Annotated in this window: 10 protein-coding genes; 7 read left to right on the top strand and 3 right to left on the bottom strand. The window is 72.1% G+C overall.

Annotated features, from left to right (window positions below; all coding sequences use genetic code 11):
• Positions 1-264 precede the first annotated feature (264 nt).
• From ACWEMJ_RS13835 to ACWEMJ_RS13815, 5 genes are all read left to right on the top strand, one after another.
• Entirely contained in the window at positions 265-1428 is a 1164-nt protein-coding gene (locus ACWEMJ_RS13835; protein ID WP_452137231.1) for an exonuclease SbcCD subunit D, read from the top strand.
• On the top strand, positions 1428-4451 hold the full coding sequence (locus ACWEMJ_RS13830; protein ID WP_452137230.1) for an AAA family ATPase: 3024 nt from the start codon (positions 1428-1430) through the stop codon (positions 4449-4451). The genes ACWEMJ_RS13835 and ACWEMJ_RS13830 overlap by 1 nt, the downstream gene beginning before the upstream one ends.
• 202 nt (positions 4452-4653) lie before the next feature.
• Entirely contained in the window at positions 4654-6993 is a 2340-nt protein-coding gene (locus ACWEMJ_RS13825; RefSeq protein WP_452137229.1) for a Helicase associated domain protein, read from the top strand.
• A gap of 156 nt (positions 6994-7149) precedes the next feature.
• Positions 7150-7563, top strand: coding sequence for a hypothetical protein (locus ACWEMJ_RS13820; protein ID WP_452137228.1), 414 nt, complete (start codon positions 7150-7152; stop codon positions 7561-7563).
• 25 nt (positions 7564-7588) lie between these two features.
• Positions 7589-8539: a hypothetical protein gene (locus ACWEMJ_RS13815; protein ID WP_452137227.1), complete on the top strand. Its 951-nt coding sequence runs from the start codon at positions 7589-7591 to the stop codon at positions 8537-8539.
• 1073 nt (positions 8540-9612) lie between these two features.
• Here ACWEMJ_RS13815 and ACWEMJ_RS13810 read toward each other — a convergent pair.
• Both ACWEMJ_RS13810 and ACWEMJ_RS13805 read right to left on the bottom strand, forming a co-directional pair.
• Complete coding sequence (locus tag ACWEMJ_RS13810; protein WP_452137226.1) at positions 9613-10047, bottom strand: hypothetical protein; 435 nt, start codon at positions 10045-10047, stop codon at positions 9613-9615.
• A gap of 1144 nt (positions 10048-11191) precedes the next feature.
• Positions 11192-11575, bottom strand: coding sequence for a hypothetical protein (locus ACWEMJ_RS13805; RefSeq protein ID WP_452137225.1), 384 nt, complete (start codon positions 11573-11575; stop codon positions 11192-11194).
• A 593-nt stretch (positions 11576-12168) separates the two neighbouring features.
• Between ACWEMJ_RS13805 and ACWEMJ_RS13800 the strand changes: the two genes are divergently transcribed.
• Together ACWEMJ_RS13800 and ACWEMJ_RS13795 are read left to right on the top strand one after the other, a co-directional pair.
• A complete protein-coding gene (locus ACWEMJ_RS13800; RefSeq protein ID WP_452137224.1) occupies positions 12169-13101 on the top strand; it encodes a helix-turn-helix domain-containing protein in 933 nt (310 codons plus the stop codon).
• Positions 13102-13359: 258 nt separating this feature from the next.
• Complete coding sequence (locus ACWEMJ_RS13795; RefSeq protein ID WP_452137223.1) at positions 13360-13812, top strand: spore-associated protein A; 453 nt, start codon at positions 13360-13362, stop codon at positions 13810-13812.
• A gap of 1179 nt (positions 13813-14991) precedes the next feature.
• Here ACWEMJ_RS13795 and ACWEMJ_RS13790 read toward each other — a convergent pair.
• The gene (locus tag ACWEMJ_RS13790; protein ID WP_452137222.1) at positions 14992-15147 is read right to left on the bottom strand and encodes a hypothetical protein; all 156 of its coding nucleotides are present in this window, start codon (positions 15145-15147) and stop codon (positions 14992-14994) included.
• Between the last annotated feature and the right edge of the window lie 203 nt (positions 15148-15350).

Below are 15350 nucleotides of genomic sequence, written 5' to 3'. Positions count from 1 at the left end.
TCGTCGATGCCACACCACCGGCACCCGTTCGGAGCAGGGAAACCGCTACGCAAAGAGCCTTGCTCGGAAGTCATCTCTCCCCCTCTCTGGCCATATTCTTTCCCGCCGCACTGACAATCTCCTGCCCCCGCGCCCGCCGCTCACGCCTCTGTGGCGGCGGTGCTGCGGCCTCCAGCCCGGGCAATTCCCACAGATCACCACCGCGCGGACCAAAACACCGAAGTCGGCCCGCACTCCACACCCGGACGGCTACGGTCAGCGACCATGCGATTGCTCCACACCTCGGACTGGCACCTCGGACGGACGTTCCACCGAGAGCCCCTCATCGACGCCCAGCGCGTCTTCCTCGACCACCTGCTGACCATCGTCCAGGAGCGAGAGGTGAACGCGGTCCTCGTCGCAGGCGACATCCACGACCGGGCCATCCCATCACTGGACGCCGTCGCCCTCTTCGAGCACGTCCTCAACGGCCTGGCCGACCTCCACGTCCCCGTCATCATGATCAGCGGCAACCACGACTCGCCCCGCCGTCTCGGCGTCACCTCCCGCCTGATTGAACGAGCCGGCATCCACCTGCGCACCGACCCCGCGACCTGCCACACACCCGCGATGCTGCGCGACGCGCACGGACCCGTCGCCTTCTACGGCCTGCCCTACCTCGAACCGTTCCTGACCCGCGAGGAGATGGCCGCCGACACACCCACTCACCAGGCCGTCCTCGGCGCCGCGATGGACCGGGTCCGCGCCGACCTCGCCACCCGCCCGGCGGGCACCCGCTCCGTCGTCCTCGCCCACGCCTTCGTCACCGGCGGCCACACCAGTGACAGCGAACGCGACATCACCGCCGGCGGCATCCCCACCGTCCCCGCCGCCGTCTTCGAAGGCATCGACTACGTCGCCCTCGGCCACCTCCACCGCCCGCAGAAAGTCACCGACCGCATCCGCTACAGCGGATCCCCCCTCGCCTACTCCTTCTCCGAAGCCGGCTACGCCAAGACCACCTGGCTCGTCGACCTGGACGCCGACGCCAACCTCACCACCGAAGCCCTCGCCTGCCCCCGCCCCCGAACCCTGGACACCCTCACCGGACACCTCGACACCCTGCTCAACGACCACCGGCACGAACACCTGCGCGACGCATGGCTGCACGTCACCCTCACCGACCCGCAACGCCCCATCAACGCCATGGACCGCCTGCGCACCCGCTTCCCCCACACCGTCCAGCTCACCTTCGCCCCCGAAGACGGCGGTCCGGAAAGCAGCACCACCTACACCGAACGCACCCGCCACCGCACCGAACTCGAGATCACCGCCGGATTCGTCGAACACGTCCGAAACGGCCACGCCCCCACCCCCGCCGAACACGACCTCCTGCGCCGAGCAGCCGAAGCCACCCGTCTGAACGACACCGCGAAGGAAACCCGCTGATGCGCCTGCACACCCTCGCCCTGCAGGCCTTCGGCCCCTTCCGCACCCGGCAGAGCATCGACTTCGACACACTCTCCCAAGGCGGACTGTTCCTCCTGCACGGCGCCACCGGCGCGGGGAAATCCACCATCTTCGACGCCGTCTGCTACGCCCTCTACGGCAACGTGCCGGGGGAACGGCACCAGAGCGCCCTGCGCAGCCACCACGCCGACCCCGCCACACCCACCCAGGTCGAGCTGGAGTTCAGCATGGCCGGGCGCCGCCTGAGAATCGTGCGCACTCCCCAGCAGGATCGGGCCCGGCGTGACGGAACCGGCACCACGCGGTCGCAGGCCAAGGCCGCTCTGGAGGAACGGCACGGCGACGACGCTCTCGGCCGAGCCCTGTGGAAGCCGGTCACCACCGCCCACCAGGAAGTCGCCCGCGAGATCGAAGCCCTGCTGGGCATGAACCGCGAACAGTTCTGCCAAGTGGTCCTGCTGCCGCAAGGCGACTTCGCGAGATTCCTGCGAGCCAAGGCCGAGGACCGCGCCACCGTCCTGGGGCGCCTCTTCGGCACCCACCGCTTCCGCAACATCGCCCGCTGGCTCACCGACCACGCCAAGGAGAGCAGCCAGCGCTGCGACGACGCCCGCCGGGCCGTCCTACGCGACATCGACCGCATCCAGGACACCGCAGGCACCCCGATCACCGACCCGGTCGAGGAACCGGCCCCCACCGAGGACAGCATCGACACCACCCACCCCACGGCACTCGCCTGGGCACAGGCCGTACACGACCGCACCGCCGAGGCCCACCAGGGCACCGCCGCCACACTGCAAGCCGCCCGCAGGGAGCACAGCACCCAAGAAAGCCGAACAGCACAGGTCCGCGTCCTGGCGGAGCGCCAGCGGCGCCACCGCACCGCAGCCCAAGCCCTGTCGGACCTGCAGGCGCAAGCCCCGGCCTTCGAAAACCTGCAGACGACCCTGGAACGCGGTCGCCGCGCCGAGCAGATCCGGCCCCTCATCCAGGCCCTCGACGACGCGGACCATGACTACCAGGAAGCGCACCACGCCGAGACACAGGCCAGGACACAACTGCCAGACCCCCGACGCGACGACACCGAAGAAAGCCTCACCGCCGCCGAGAACCACCTGAAGAACGACCTCGGCCGCCTCGACGCCCTTCGCCACGACGAACAGCGCTCCGAAGAACTGGCAGCCTCCCTCACCGATCTCGAGGCCGAACTGGACCAGGCGCAGGCTGACCACGACGACATCGCCCACTGGCTGGACCAGGCAGACACCCGACGCGCAGAGCACACCGCGCGGATCGACCGAGCCCAGCTGGCGCAGGCCCACGCAGACAAACTCGCCGCCACCCTGCCGCACCTCGAACAGCAACTCGCCGCAGCCCGCCGACGCGACGACCTGGCCGCCGAGATCACCAAGGCCCGGACCGACACCGACAAACTCAAAGAAGCCGTCATCCACAGCGCGGCACACGCCCGCGGGATCCGGGACCGCCGCATCGACGGCATGGCCGGTGAACTCGCCGGCCGGCTGCGCCCCCAGGAGCCCTGCCTGGTCTGCGGCTCACCGGTCCACCCCCGGCCGGCGACCGCCGCCGCCGACCACCCGAGCAGGGAGGACGAGGCCCGCGCGGAGAACGCTTACCAGCAGGCCGACCAGACCTGCAAGGAAGCCGAACAGGACCTCGTCCGGCTCATGGCCGAAGCGGCCTCGGCCCAGGAACTGGCCGACGGGCAGACGACCGCCGACCTCCAGCAGCGTCACCGCGCCGACCGACAGACCCACAAGGACCTCCTGACCGCCGCGGCGGACGCCGCGCCCGCGAACGAGGAACTGCGTACCTTCGACGAGACACGCGCGACCCGGACATCCGAACTCGCCGGCCTGGGCCGACGGATCGGCGACTACCTCGGCCGCCAGGAGACCTGGATCACCGAGCAGGAGACCCTCACCCAGCGCCTTGCCCATGCCCTGGCCGGATCCCCGACGATCGCTGCCCGCAGCGCCCACCTCGCCGCCGAAGCGGAAGCGATCGCCCGGACACGGGCGGCGATCCAGCGGACGGCAGCGGCCGCAGGGAACCTGGACCGCGCCGCCCGCACCGTCGCGACCGCGCTCGCGGCCACGGGATTCACCACACCCGAGGAAGCCCGCCACGCCATGATCCCCGGTGCCGAACTGGCAGCGCGGGAAAGCGAACTGGAAACCTGGCGAACAGCCCGGGCCACACATGCGGCGACACTCCAGGACCCGGATCTCGCCGAGGCCGCCGCCACGGAACCGGCCGACGAACAGACCGCCGAGGCGATCCTCGCCGCCGCCGCGGACCGCCTGGAGGCAGCGGCCATCGACGAGAGCACCAGCCGCGCCCGCCGCGAGGCGCTGCTCGGCCAGATCGACGACCTCGCACAAGGCATCGGGCGACTGGCACCCCTCCTGGAAGAACACCACGTGGCCAAGCACCTGGCAGACCTCGCCGCAGGAACCTCGGGCGACAACCAGTACCGCATGCACCTGGAGGCCTACGTCCTGGCGGCCCGGCTGGAAGAGGTGGCGAAGGCGGCCAACACCCGCTTGGAACGCATGTCCTCCGGCCGCTACGTGCTGTCCCACACCGACGCACGCACGAGCGGACGCGGCCGCTCCGGCCTCGGCCTCGAGATCCTCGACCAGTGGACCGGCCAGACCCGCGACACCACCACCCTCTCCGGCGGCGAGTCCTTCTTCGCCTCCCTCGCACTGGCCCTCGGCCTCGCCGACGTGGTCGCCCAGGAAGCCGGCGGCAGCCAGCTCGACACCCTTTTCATCGACGAGGGCTTCGGCAGCCTCGACGACGAGACCCTGGAGGAAATCCTCGAAGTACTCGACGAACTGCGCTCCTACAGCCGCACCGTCGGAGTCGTCAGCCACGTCGCGGACCTGCGACGGCGCATCCCCACCCAAATGCACGTCCGTAAGAGCCAAGACGGCTCGACCGTGAATGCCATGGCCACCGCCCCGGCCCACTGATATCCGCGAATCGGCCCGCTTGGTACGACCGTCCGCCAGCAGGACCGCCGAGACCTCCCCCACGAGCCCCTCGGCCGGGTGGCGCCCCGCGACAGGACGATGTGGGAACCCCCTCACCGAGGGGAGGAGGTTCCCGCCCTGCCCCGCAGTCAAGCGGGGCCCGACTTACCAGACCGCTTCGCGGCATCCGAAGGAGAAGACCGTGGAGACCACCGCCACCATCCAGCCGCCGGCTCCGTGCCAGCCCTCCCGGCCTGCGATGGTGAACCCGCTGCCGTTGCACTGGTTCCAGAAGGACGCGGTCGCGGCCGCGGTGCACGAGGTGAAGGACGGCGGCCGCGCCACCGTCGTCGCGGCGACCGGCTCCGGCAAAACCCTGATCGCCGCCGGCTGCGCCCGCCGCCTGGCCGCCCGGGGCCGGGTGCTGGTGCTGGTGCCGACGATCGAGCTGCTGGAGCAGACCGCCGAGGCCTGGTCGCTGCGCGGAGGTCGCCGGGGCCTGGCGGTGGCGGCGTGCTCGCGGGAGGAGGCGCTGGAGAGCGCGGAGGCCGGCGGCCGGATCCACGCCGAGGTGACCACCCAGGCGGCCCGGATCGCCGACCTGGTCAACGGCGCCCCCGACAACCAGCCGGTCACCGTGTACGCGACCTACGCCTCGCTGAAGCGCATCGTCCAGGCCCACCGCGACCTCGGCCTGGCCCCGTGGGACCTGGTGGTCATCGACGAGGCCCACCGCACGGCCGGTTCGGAAGGGAAAGCGTGGGCCGCGATCCACAATGACGCCCAGGTCCCGGCGAAGCGCCGGCTGTACTTCACCGCCACGCCGCGGATCGCGGACGACCAGCGCGCGAAGGACGGCCTGGCCGACCTCACCGCCGACACGGCTCTGGTGGACCGGGTCGCCCCGGGCGGCGAGGGTGTCGGGGCGCTGCCGGCGTTGTGCTCGATGGACGACGAGACGATCTACGGCAAGACCGTCTACACCTGGACGCTCGGGCAGGGGATCGAGCACGGCTACCTCGCCGACTACCGCGTCCTGGTCCCCGTCGTCACCGACGAGGACCTGCGCGAACTGCTGAACCTCCCGGCCGTCGCGGACCTGCGCTCCCAGCGCTCGAACGAGGAACTCCTGCGCCTGGCCCTGCAGATCGCGGTGCTGCGCGCGGTCGCCGACCTCGGGCTGCGACGGGTCATCACGTTCCACTCGCGGGTGTCGGCAGCGCGGGAGTTCGCGAGTTCCCTGCCGGTGGCCTCGGAGCTGCTGCCTGACGCGGAGCGCCCGGAGCGGGTCTGGGCGAAGGCCGTGGCCGGCACCGACCGGCTCAAGGACCGCCGGGCGGCGTTCGCGGAGTTCAAGGCCCACACCGGCGAGGACGGCGAGGAGTGCGGCATCCTCTGCAACAGCCGGCTCCTGACAGAAGGAATCGACGTCGCCGCCGTGGACGCCGTCTGCTTCGCCGACCCCAAGAGCTCGGTCATCGACATCGTCCAGGCCGTCGGCCGCGCGCTGCGCCAGTCCTACCGGCAGGGCAAGGTCAGCTGGGTCGTCATCCCGGTCCACCTCCCGACGCCGGAGGTCGGCGACGACACCGCCACCGCGGACCCGGCCGAGGTCCACGACGCCGGCGAGGCGGTGAAGGCGGAGGCCGACGCCGAGATCGAGGCCAGCTCGTTCCGCACCATCTGGCGGGTCCTGCGCGCCCTTGCCGCGCACGACGCCCGGGTCGTTGGCCGGATCACCGAACTGCGCGCCCACCGCTTCCAGGGCGCCGTGCACACCACCACGACCACGGCCGCCGAGGCCGGGGCGGCCGAGCAGCAGCCGGCGGGGCCGGTGGAGTCGCCGATCGAGTGGCTGCGGATCAACGCGAAGCAGCACGCGGCGAAGATCCTGCAGACGGTGAAGCTGCGGGCGTTCCACCCGCGCTCGGTCGAGTGGCAGCGGATGCACGCCGTCGCCACCGCGTTCCGCCTCCAGCACGGCCACCTCGACCCCACCGACCGCGAGAAGCACGCCGAGCTGGTCTCCTGGCTCGCCCGCCAGCGCCACCTGGGCGGCCAGCAGCTCCTGGACCCGGCCCGCGTCAGCGAGTTGGACGCGCTCGGCATGATCTGGTCGAAGAACGCGGGCGCGTGGGAACGCGGGGCCGCGTACGCCGCCGCGTTCCACCGCCGGCACGGCCACCTGGCGATCCCCGCCACCACCAGACTGGACGACTACGCGGTCGGCGCATGGATGCGCCGCCAGCGCAAGGCCGAGAACCTCACCACCGACCAGCTGGCGAAGCTCGACGGCCTGGACGAGCTGTGGCGGCTGGAGCCGGACTGGAACCGCTCCTACCGCCGCCTGCTCGCCTACCTCGCCGCCGGCGGCAGCTTGGCCGGCCCCGCCAACCGCACCGGCCTCGGCGACGACCCGGCGTTCCGCCCCGGCACCTGGCTGCGCAAGCAGGGCAAGGCCCGCACCGACGGCAAGCTGACCGACCAGCAGACCGCGCTCCTGGACGCGCTCACCCGGCACGCCGAGATCGTCACCGGCTGACCCGCGCCCCGCAGGACTTCAGTAGCACCACTGCCCCGGGCCGCCCCGCGCTCGCTCTCCTGGAGTCCGCGCTGCACGGCAATGGCCGCACCCTGCTGACCAGCTCGCCACGGCCACCGACCACACCCCGAGCAGGCGTCGGCCGCCATCTCCCGGTTGGAGTACGACGTCCTCGACCGGGCCTTGGCCGTCGCCGAAAGCACCACCTGGCGCTGTCCCGACGAGCACAGCGACGACCTCGACAGCGGGCGGATGGCCGGCTGCGACGTCGCGCAGGCCAGCCTTGCCGAGCGGGCCCGTACCGAGGCCCGCGACGGCGGTCCCGCCGCTCCGTCGGAACCGCTGCGTCGGTCGACCACCCCGGACACCGGAAGGCACCGCGCGATGGCCGACACCACCAAGCCCGCCGCGCCCGAGACGAAATTTCTTCGATTGCCCTATAGCTCCGTCCACCGCTGGATGAGGTCCTCGATCGGGGCGGTGCCGGCCGGCAGCTCCGATTCATCCATGTGGTCGCCCGCAGGGCGGGTGACGCGACGTCAGGGCCGTCGCTTATCGTCAGGGAAGTAAAGCATTGAGTAATGGAGGTGTCGATATGAAGGACGACGCTGTTCTCGTTGAGCTGCGCGATCGTTTGCCCGTCTTGGCGGGTGAGTACGGCCTGCACGTGATTCCAGCTCTACCGGAGGACCACCCAGGTCGTGCAGATGTGGACGGCGAAGCGGTGACAGCAGACGAATTCTGCGCCCTCGCACATGCGGCCGGTGCCCGGGTGCTGTTCCATCGCACGACCACCTTCGACGCCGACGACTTCCTGGCCGATGTCTTCGAGGAGTACGACGACCCCGATTCCCCACTGGGGCGCGAGAGCGGTGGGGAGGCGATCGAACGCATGCGGCGCCGAGCCAGGCGTCGCGATGGACAGGTGGAGGAAGTACAGCTCTGCGCCGTCCTGGACGGCATCGCCGTGTTCTGGTCCCGCCAGGCCTCCTGGGCCAAGGACCTGGCGGCCGACGCCGAAAAGGCGCAGGAGGAGCAGGACAACGCCGTCGAGCGGATTCGTACAGACCATGCGAAGGGCGAACAGGCAGAGGTTGCGCGGCTTTCGCGCCTGCTGCAGGACGAGCCGTCCTTCCGCGAGGCCAAGGACTCCCAGGCCCGACGCAGGGCAGCCGAGCGGCTGCTGCCACGCTCGGACGAACGCGACTACGAGGCGCACCGGATTCGGATGCGTGCGGTGCACGAGGCCATCAGCGCAATCGACGAGGCTGCGGAGGCCGTCTTCAGCGAGTACATGACCCAGCTGCCGGCACTTGCCGAGGAACTTGTCGCCAGTGGCGTCCTCGACGGAGCCCGCACGATCCCGGCCCGAAAGATCCACCTCAGGGAATTCCTCCGGAAGCGGTCCGGAGGTCACAACCCGCCGGTCGACCTGATGACCCTGATGATGGAGCTGCCGCAGCTGCGCAACGCCTCGGGTGCCGTGGTTCCCCATCCTGCCGCACAACGGCGTGACGAAACGCTCGTCGGCATGGAACAGGGCTGAGCCGGTCCTCTTCCCACCGGCGGTTCGGGCAGCAGCCCGATCGGCTTGCGCCGGCCCGGCTGCCTTTGTCGAACCTGCCCGGGAAGGCCAGCCCCGGCGCCCGGTCGGGTGTTCGGCCGGCTCGGCGTGCGGTTGGTCCACTGTCCATAGGCGCCGACTACTTCTCCGGGTACTTCCTGGCACCGGGCGAAGTACCCGAACGGCAGGGCAGGGTCGCGGCACCAGGCGGAGCGGAAAGGATGACCACCTGGTGCCTCTTCTTGCCCGACGATTCCCGCAAGGACCTGCCCCAGGACAGCTTTTGGGAGCCGAAGTCCGCCGTCGTGCCGTCCCGGGAAGCGGTCGTCGTACAGGAGGAGGCCGATCGGGACGCTCCCGCGCGGCGCGCACACAGATCGACGAATGGGCGAGGCAAGGCGTGCTGCGCCGGGGCCTGGTACTTGGTTGCGGCCGCTGTCCGATCTTCGAGTTCCATCCGCTCGCCGAAATCAGGTGGGCTGCGGTTGCCGGCCACTCAGCACCTGCGAACCCGGCCTCGGGCCCGGTCCGCACCGGTCGGGGAGGAGCTCGAACTCCTCCGAGACGGCAACCCCTTCGTCGAGATCGACTTCGCACTCGCGACCAACGCTGGACCGTGGCCCGGCGGGGCCGAGAAGGAAGACAAGCTCGACGGCACTCGCAAGGAGCGGAGCGGGAGATCTGCGGGCTCCTCGAAGGCTGTTCGGCAGTCGGGGCCCCTGGACTCGTCCCGCCAACTGCTCGACCGGCCCGGAATGCCGAACCGACCGGGATCGTCCAGGACGGACTGCGCGGACGTCGGCAGGCACACAAGGGCGCTCCCGAGATCCGGCTTCCGGCGGGTCTTCGGAATGACCCGCGTGACACCGCCGGCGCCGCCCGGTCGGGGTCCGGTGGGTCGGGGCGTTGTTGCGGCGGCCGGCCCTGTGCTCGGGCTGCGCGGCGTCGGCCGGCTCGGCGGGTACCGGTGGACCTGCTGTCGCTGGAGGACCCCCGGAGGGGCCGGTGGCGGGGTGTGCCCCGGGAGGCCGGGGCACACCTGCGGGAGTCCGGCGTCAGCAGGCCACCACGGTGGAGACGGTGGCGGTCGAGGTGGGCCAGCCGGGCTGGGCCACCGAGAAGGCGGTGCTGACGGTGGCGCCGCACGGGGCGCTGGAGAAGACGCTGCCGACCTGGTTCGCGCCGGCCTGGACGATGAGGCCCGGGTGGGCGGGGGCGAGGGGGGCGCTGCCGACGACCGTGCCGGAGACGGTGAAGCCGAGGAGCCGGGGCTGCCAGGACGGGTCGCCGGGCGTGGCCACCCCGTAGAAGCGGACCTGGTCGCCGGTCACCTCGACGCAGGCCCGGGTCAGCAGCGGGCCGGGCGCGCCAGGGGCGCCGCAGGTCACGACCGGGCCGACCGGGCCGCTCGGCGCGGCGGCGGCCCCCTGGGCGGTGGCCAGGGCGGTCAGGGCCGCCGCGGCGGCGACGGCGATGACGGTGGTCTTCATGGGTGTCTCTCCTCGGGGGCGGGATGGGAGGATCGGAGGAATGTGAAATGTCACATTCCTCTGATGTCAGCATGACAGCCTCCGCACCCCGGGGTGCGGCATCCGGGAAAGAAGGCGATCCTCCGCGGGTATCGGCCACCGAATGACCGGAACGGCCTGTCGGCGACCGCACAACCCCCGGCCCGGCTTCGCCGCGACGCACGGTTTCGACCCCGACCGCCCGGCGCGGCGGGCGGCCGAGGCCGTCGGTCCGGCCGAGCTGCGCCGGCTGCCGGAGGCCGTCGTCGATCGGCGGGTCCCGGCCGCAGTGCTCGCCGAAGAACGCGCCGGCGCGAGGGCCGTGAGCGGTTCGTCGCCGGCCTGCTCACGGCCCTCGCGCCGGCCGATCCCGCCACGCGCTGCGCTCCGGTGCGCCCGCCCCGGCGCCGCGCACCGAATCCCTGGGGAGGAACCGCGCGCCCCGGGACCGGTCCGGGCGGTCCCGGGGAGCCCCGGCCGCACACCGTTCCGCCCCGGGGGAAACTGCGACATTGTCGGCGGACCGCGCTCTTCCGCCTCCAGCACCCTGGGGAGAAACACCGGTCACGTCTGCCGCGCCCGCGTCGTCGGCACCCGGGGCCGAGTGCCGGCTGCGCGGGGACGGTGGCGGTGCCGAGGGGCCTGATGCTGCGCGGCCTGCTCCGGGGGACGGGATGTCCACGTTCCGCTCGACGAGCGCCTTCGGCTGCCACTGGGCGCTTGTGGGGTGGACGGTGCGGCCGGACGTCCAGGTCGTTCTCGGCGAGGGCCGCCAGGTCGGCCGGGTCGAACGGGGCCTGGACGGCGGCGACGGATGGGTCGCCGTCCACGACGGCTGCTTCCTCGCCGACCCCACGACCGTGCGGAACGGCCTGCTGGTGTTCCCGGCGGCGCATCGGCCTCGAACTCCTGAGCCGAGGTTCGGCCATTGCGTGATCATTCGGTTCAGTGGAATGCGATGGTCGACAGCCCGCCCTGTCGTGCGAGGCATGGACCCGCCGGCTGCATGTCCTCTGACGGGTGACCCTGGCCGATTGGCATGTGGTCTTGACCGGCGGGGGAGGGGAGGCAGTGCCGGCCGGCTTGTGCCCGCCCGCTGTTGCGGCCGGTGCGCCGGGCCCGAGGGTCAGGGAGCGGTGCCGGGGGTGCTGTCGGCGCCGAAGGCGATGGTCTCCGGCTGGGCATCGCCGTAGCAGCCCGCGTCGAAGCCGGCCCGGTCCGGACTCGCCTGCTTCGACGGCGACAGTTCGTTCCACTGTGCGGCGCAGGTCTCCGCCGACGGCCGGCCGCCGCGGTGGGCGATGTTCACGAAAGCGGCGGCGCCGGCGTTGACGGACTGGAACCGGTCCGCCACCACCGGCGCGGCCGACACGGAGAGTGACGAAAAAACCGGTGCGGACATCGATGGAGCAGGCCGGGCGACCTCGGGCTGGGCGGATGAACACCCTGTCACCAGGCCGGACAGGCCGATGATGACTATGGATGCCGCGATCTTTGCGATCTTCCGCATGATGGCAGACAGTAGCCGACACGAGCCACCCGGCGCGGAGCGGGGCCAGGCCCCGGCCGGGACCCGCACCCCGCCCGCCGGTCGGTGCGACACGGCCGTTGCGAGTCGGCGGCCGAACCGCGCGGCCTCTGGTGCCGGTGCGCGGAGTCGCGGTGATGGCCGCCACCCGAGTGGGCGGCGCCCGGGGGTCCGTGGGCGTGGGTGTGCCAGCGGCCGGTGCGGGGCTGAACGCGGTGGCGTGCGGCACCGTCGCGTCGGCGGCGGCCGAGAGCGGCAGGACGGTCGGCGGGGCGCCGGCATCCACTGGTCGGGGCCCGAAGCGGCCTCCGCGCCCGGGGTGGGCGAAGCCCCGGAGCGTCGAAGCCGTCGTCGGGCCCGTCGGGCTCCGCCCCGGCGGCAACCGCCCCACCCTGCCCCCTGCCCGACGCCGGCCCGCATGACCGCACCCGCGGATCCGGCCGAAGAGCCGTTTCGGCCAGAGGGGACTCCTCGACGCACGTCACCGGACGACCTCGCCGTCTTTCCCCCGGGCTTCTGCCCGCCTGTTCATCATGGACATTCCAATAGCTCGTCTTTTCCCACAGGAGGACGGCATGCGAACGGATCAGGGATCCTCGGAGACCGACGGGGAGTGGCAGACGGTCCACGCGCTCCCGGAAACCCGCCTGCGGGGGCAGGTGCTCGGGTACCGGGGCTACCGGCTGAACCTGCGCCGGCTCAGGCGCCGCCTGGAAGTGCCGACGGACGCGCTGACGGTGACCTTCGGCTTCGAGGGCTCCCTGCGGCTCACGGACGCCGTGCGGGGAGGGCCCGTCGTCCCGCTCTCCTCGATGGTGGCAGGCCTGCGCCGGACGGCGACGGTCGCCGAGCACAGCGGTTCGCTGTCCGGTGTGGCGGTTTCGCTGACCCCGCAGGCCGCGTACGGTATCTTCGGTCCCGCTGTCGCGGAGCTGGGAGACCAGTGGGTCGACATCGGGCAGCTGCTTCACCGTCGAGAACGCCACCTGGCCGAGCAGTTGGCCGACGCCGACGGCTGGGACGCGCGCCACGCCCTGCTCGACGCGTTCTTCGCCACGCGACTGTCGGCCGGCCGCCGGTGGGCGCCCCCGGTGACCGCGGCGTGGCACGAGATCCGCCGGACCGCCGGGGCGGCGCCGGTCCAGCGGCTGGCCGAGCTGACGGGGTGGAGCCGGCGGCGGCTGGAACTGCGCTTCCGGGAACAACTCGGCATGCCGCCGAAGCAGATCGCGCAGATCCTGCGGCTCCAGCGGACCCTGGCGGCGTTCGACGCCTCGCCCCGGAGCAGCGGGGCCCGGATCGCGGCGGAGTGCGGCTTCTACGACCAGGCGCACCTCGACCGGGCCTTCCGCGCCATGGTCGGCCGAACGCCCACCGACTTCTTCCGCCACCGCGACCGCCCGGCGCGGGCCGAGCCGACCGACCGCCTCACGGGCCGGGTCACCAGCGCGGTACTGGCCGCAGAGCCGGCCCGAAGCACACGGCGGACCGGTCCACCCCAGCGATAGAAGCGCCCACCTCGCACCGTCCGCCCGGACCGCTTCCGCCCCCTCAACACCAACCGCTGTTCGACGACCCACAACCCCCGCCGGCGCCGTGCCGAAGCGGTCCGACGCGCCTGCCCGTCAACGGCATTCGCATTCGTCCAAGACGCCGCCCCCTCGGGTGAACGACGCTGGGACGGCCCCACCACAGCAGTCGGCGAGGCGAGGCCCTCCCGCCGATGCGACCAGGCACAGCGATGCCACCGACAAGGGAGAAACGGCATGACCACACGCACTGCCCGCCCGAAGACCAAGGCCCGCTCCGGCAGGGCCCTGGCGACGAAGGCCGCTCTCGGGGCGGCGGCGCTGTCCGTGCTGGGAACCGTCCCGGCCGCCGCAGCTCCGCAGCAGATCCTCGCGGCGCCCTACAACGGGGCCTGCGGCTCCGGCTACTCGGTGGTCAACTCGGCCCCCGTCGGCAACGGCACGCTCTACCTGACCTACAACTCCTCCAACGGCATGAACTGCGCGGTGACCACGCGCTACAACGACGGCAGCAAGCCGTGGATGGTCGTCAAGATCTCGCAGGCGGGCGATCCCGGCTGGGCGGCCGTCGACGAGGGGTACTACGGCGGATACGCCGGCCCGGTGTACGTCTACGGGAAGGGCCACTGCATCGACTGGTACGGCCAGATAGACAGCGCCTCCATGATCGTCCTGGGCACCAACTGCTGACGCCCCCCGACCGGAGCCCGCCACCGCCCCGCCCCCGGACCGGCGTCAGCCCCCGGCAACGCCGCCAGCAGGCCGCCCGCCCACCGGCCCCACCCCTCCCGCGCGCCCCGGGCACGGGCCGGCCGACAGACCGACACCCGCCACCCGGCCTGCCACCCGGCCCCGACCAGCCCGCCCGGCGTTCGCGCCCGCGGCGGGCTGTTCGCCGCCGCCGACCGCCCGACGGCCAGGCCGTCGAGTACGGCGGGCCCGCTCCTGACGACGGGCGGTGGCAGGGCGGGCACGGCTGGCTCGGGGCGGGCCGCTCACCGACGCTCGACCTCTCCTCGCATCCGCCTGTCGGCGACCGCGGTGGTTCTGTTTCCAGCTGCGCCGTCCCGCTCTCCGGCCGGGCGGCGGGCGACGACGACCAGGCCGCCGAGCCCAGGTCCGCGGCGGCCTGAAGTCCACCACAACGGCGGGAAGCGGACCCGCCAGGTGCTCGACCATCAGGCCCGTAGACAGCCCGGACACAAGCGCAGCCAGCGAGAAGAGGCCGGCGGCGGCGAGCCGACCTGCCGACTGCCCGTTGAGGGTGGGGCCACTTTCCACCGTTCGCCCGGGGACGACGGAAGCCGCTCCAGACACCCGGTGCGGCCGGGGCGACAGGCCGGCCCTGGGCGCGTCCAAAGGCTGTCTCGTAACTCCGTGGGCCGGGCAGCGTCGGTCTGGATGCGCAGGTGCTGTCGGCGGAGCGCCGTGAGCTCATCGAGGTGTTCACCGGGCTGCGCCCGGCTCAGTTCCGGTGCCCGGTCGTCCTGGTCGACACCGCCCGGAAGGAACGGCGGCTGTGCGGGTGGACGGAGCTTGTAGAGAGCCTGCCCGGGACACGAGAGGGCGGGGTCGATCCGGCCCCGCCCCACGTCATCCTCGCTTCTCCGGCGGGCGGCCCGGCCGGAGAACCTCGTACGTGTCGCGTTCGGCCGCGGCCCCGAGCGCGTGTCGGACGACGTCAGAACATCAGTGGTCCGCGACGTGAGATGTCAGTGATCGGCGACATGAGGCACGAGAAGTCACGGCCACAAGGACCAGCCGTGCGGCAACACGCTCCTCAGGTCCACCTGGCACTCGCCCATGTGGGGACAGTCCCCCCAAGGGGTGCTCAAAAAGGGCCATCGCCGAGGGTCGAGAGGCGCAGGCTCAGTGCCAGTCGCAGGAGGCCGTGCAGCCGGACCGGCCGGGCGGGGCGTCGTTCGCGGCCGCCCCCCAGAGCATCAGGGCGAGCACGATCACCGCCAGCACCACGGCCATCACCGTCCCCGGTACGTCGCGTCCGTCATTCGGTCCGTCGGCCACCGTGACCACCTCCCCGCCGTCCTTCCATGAGAGGGGCTGTGGGGTGTGCGGTCAAGGGGGGGTCAGGCGTCGGGCTTCCCAGATGATGGCGACCACGTCCGCGGTCCGGGGGTGCAGTGGCGGCAGGTCGTGGGGGAGGTGGATGCCGCCGGCGGCCGCAGCGATCGGTTGGGTCGGTCCTGTGGTGTTCTCGGTGAGACCGT

The organism is Kitasatospora sp. NPDC004531 (genome assembly GCF_053602195.1).
The sequence above is the reverse complement of the archived record's forward strand: the minus strand, read 5'-3'. Positions and strand labels throughout refer to the sequence as shown.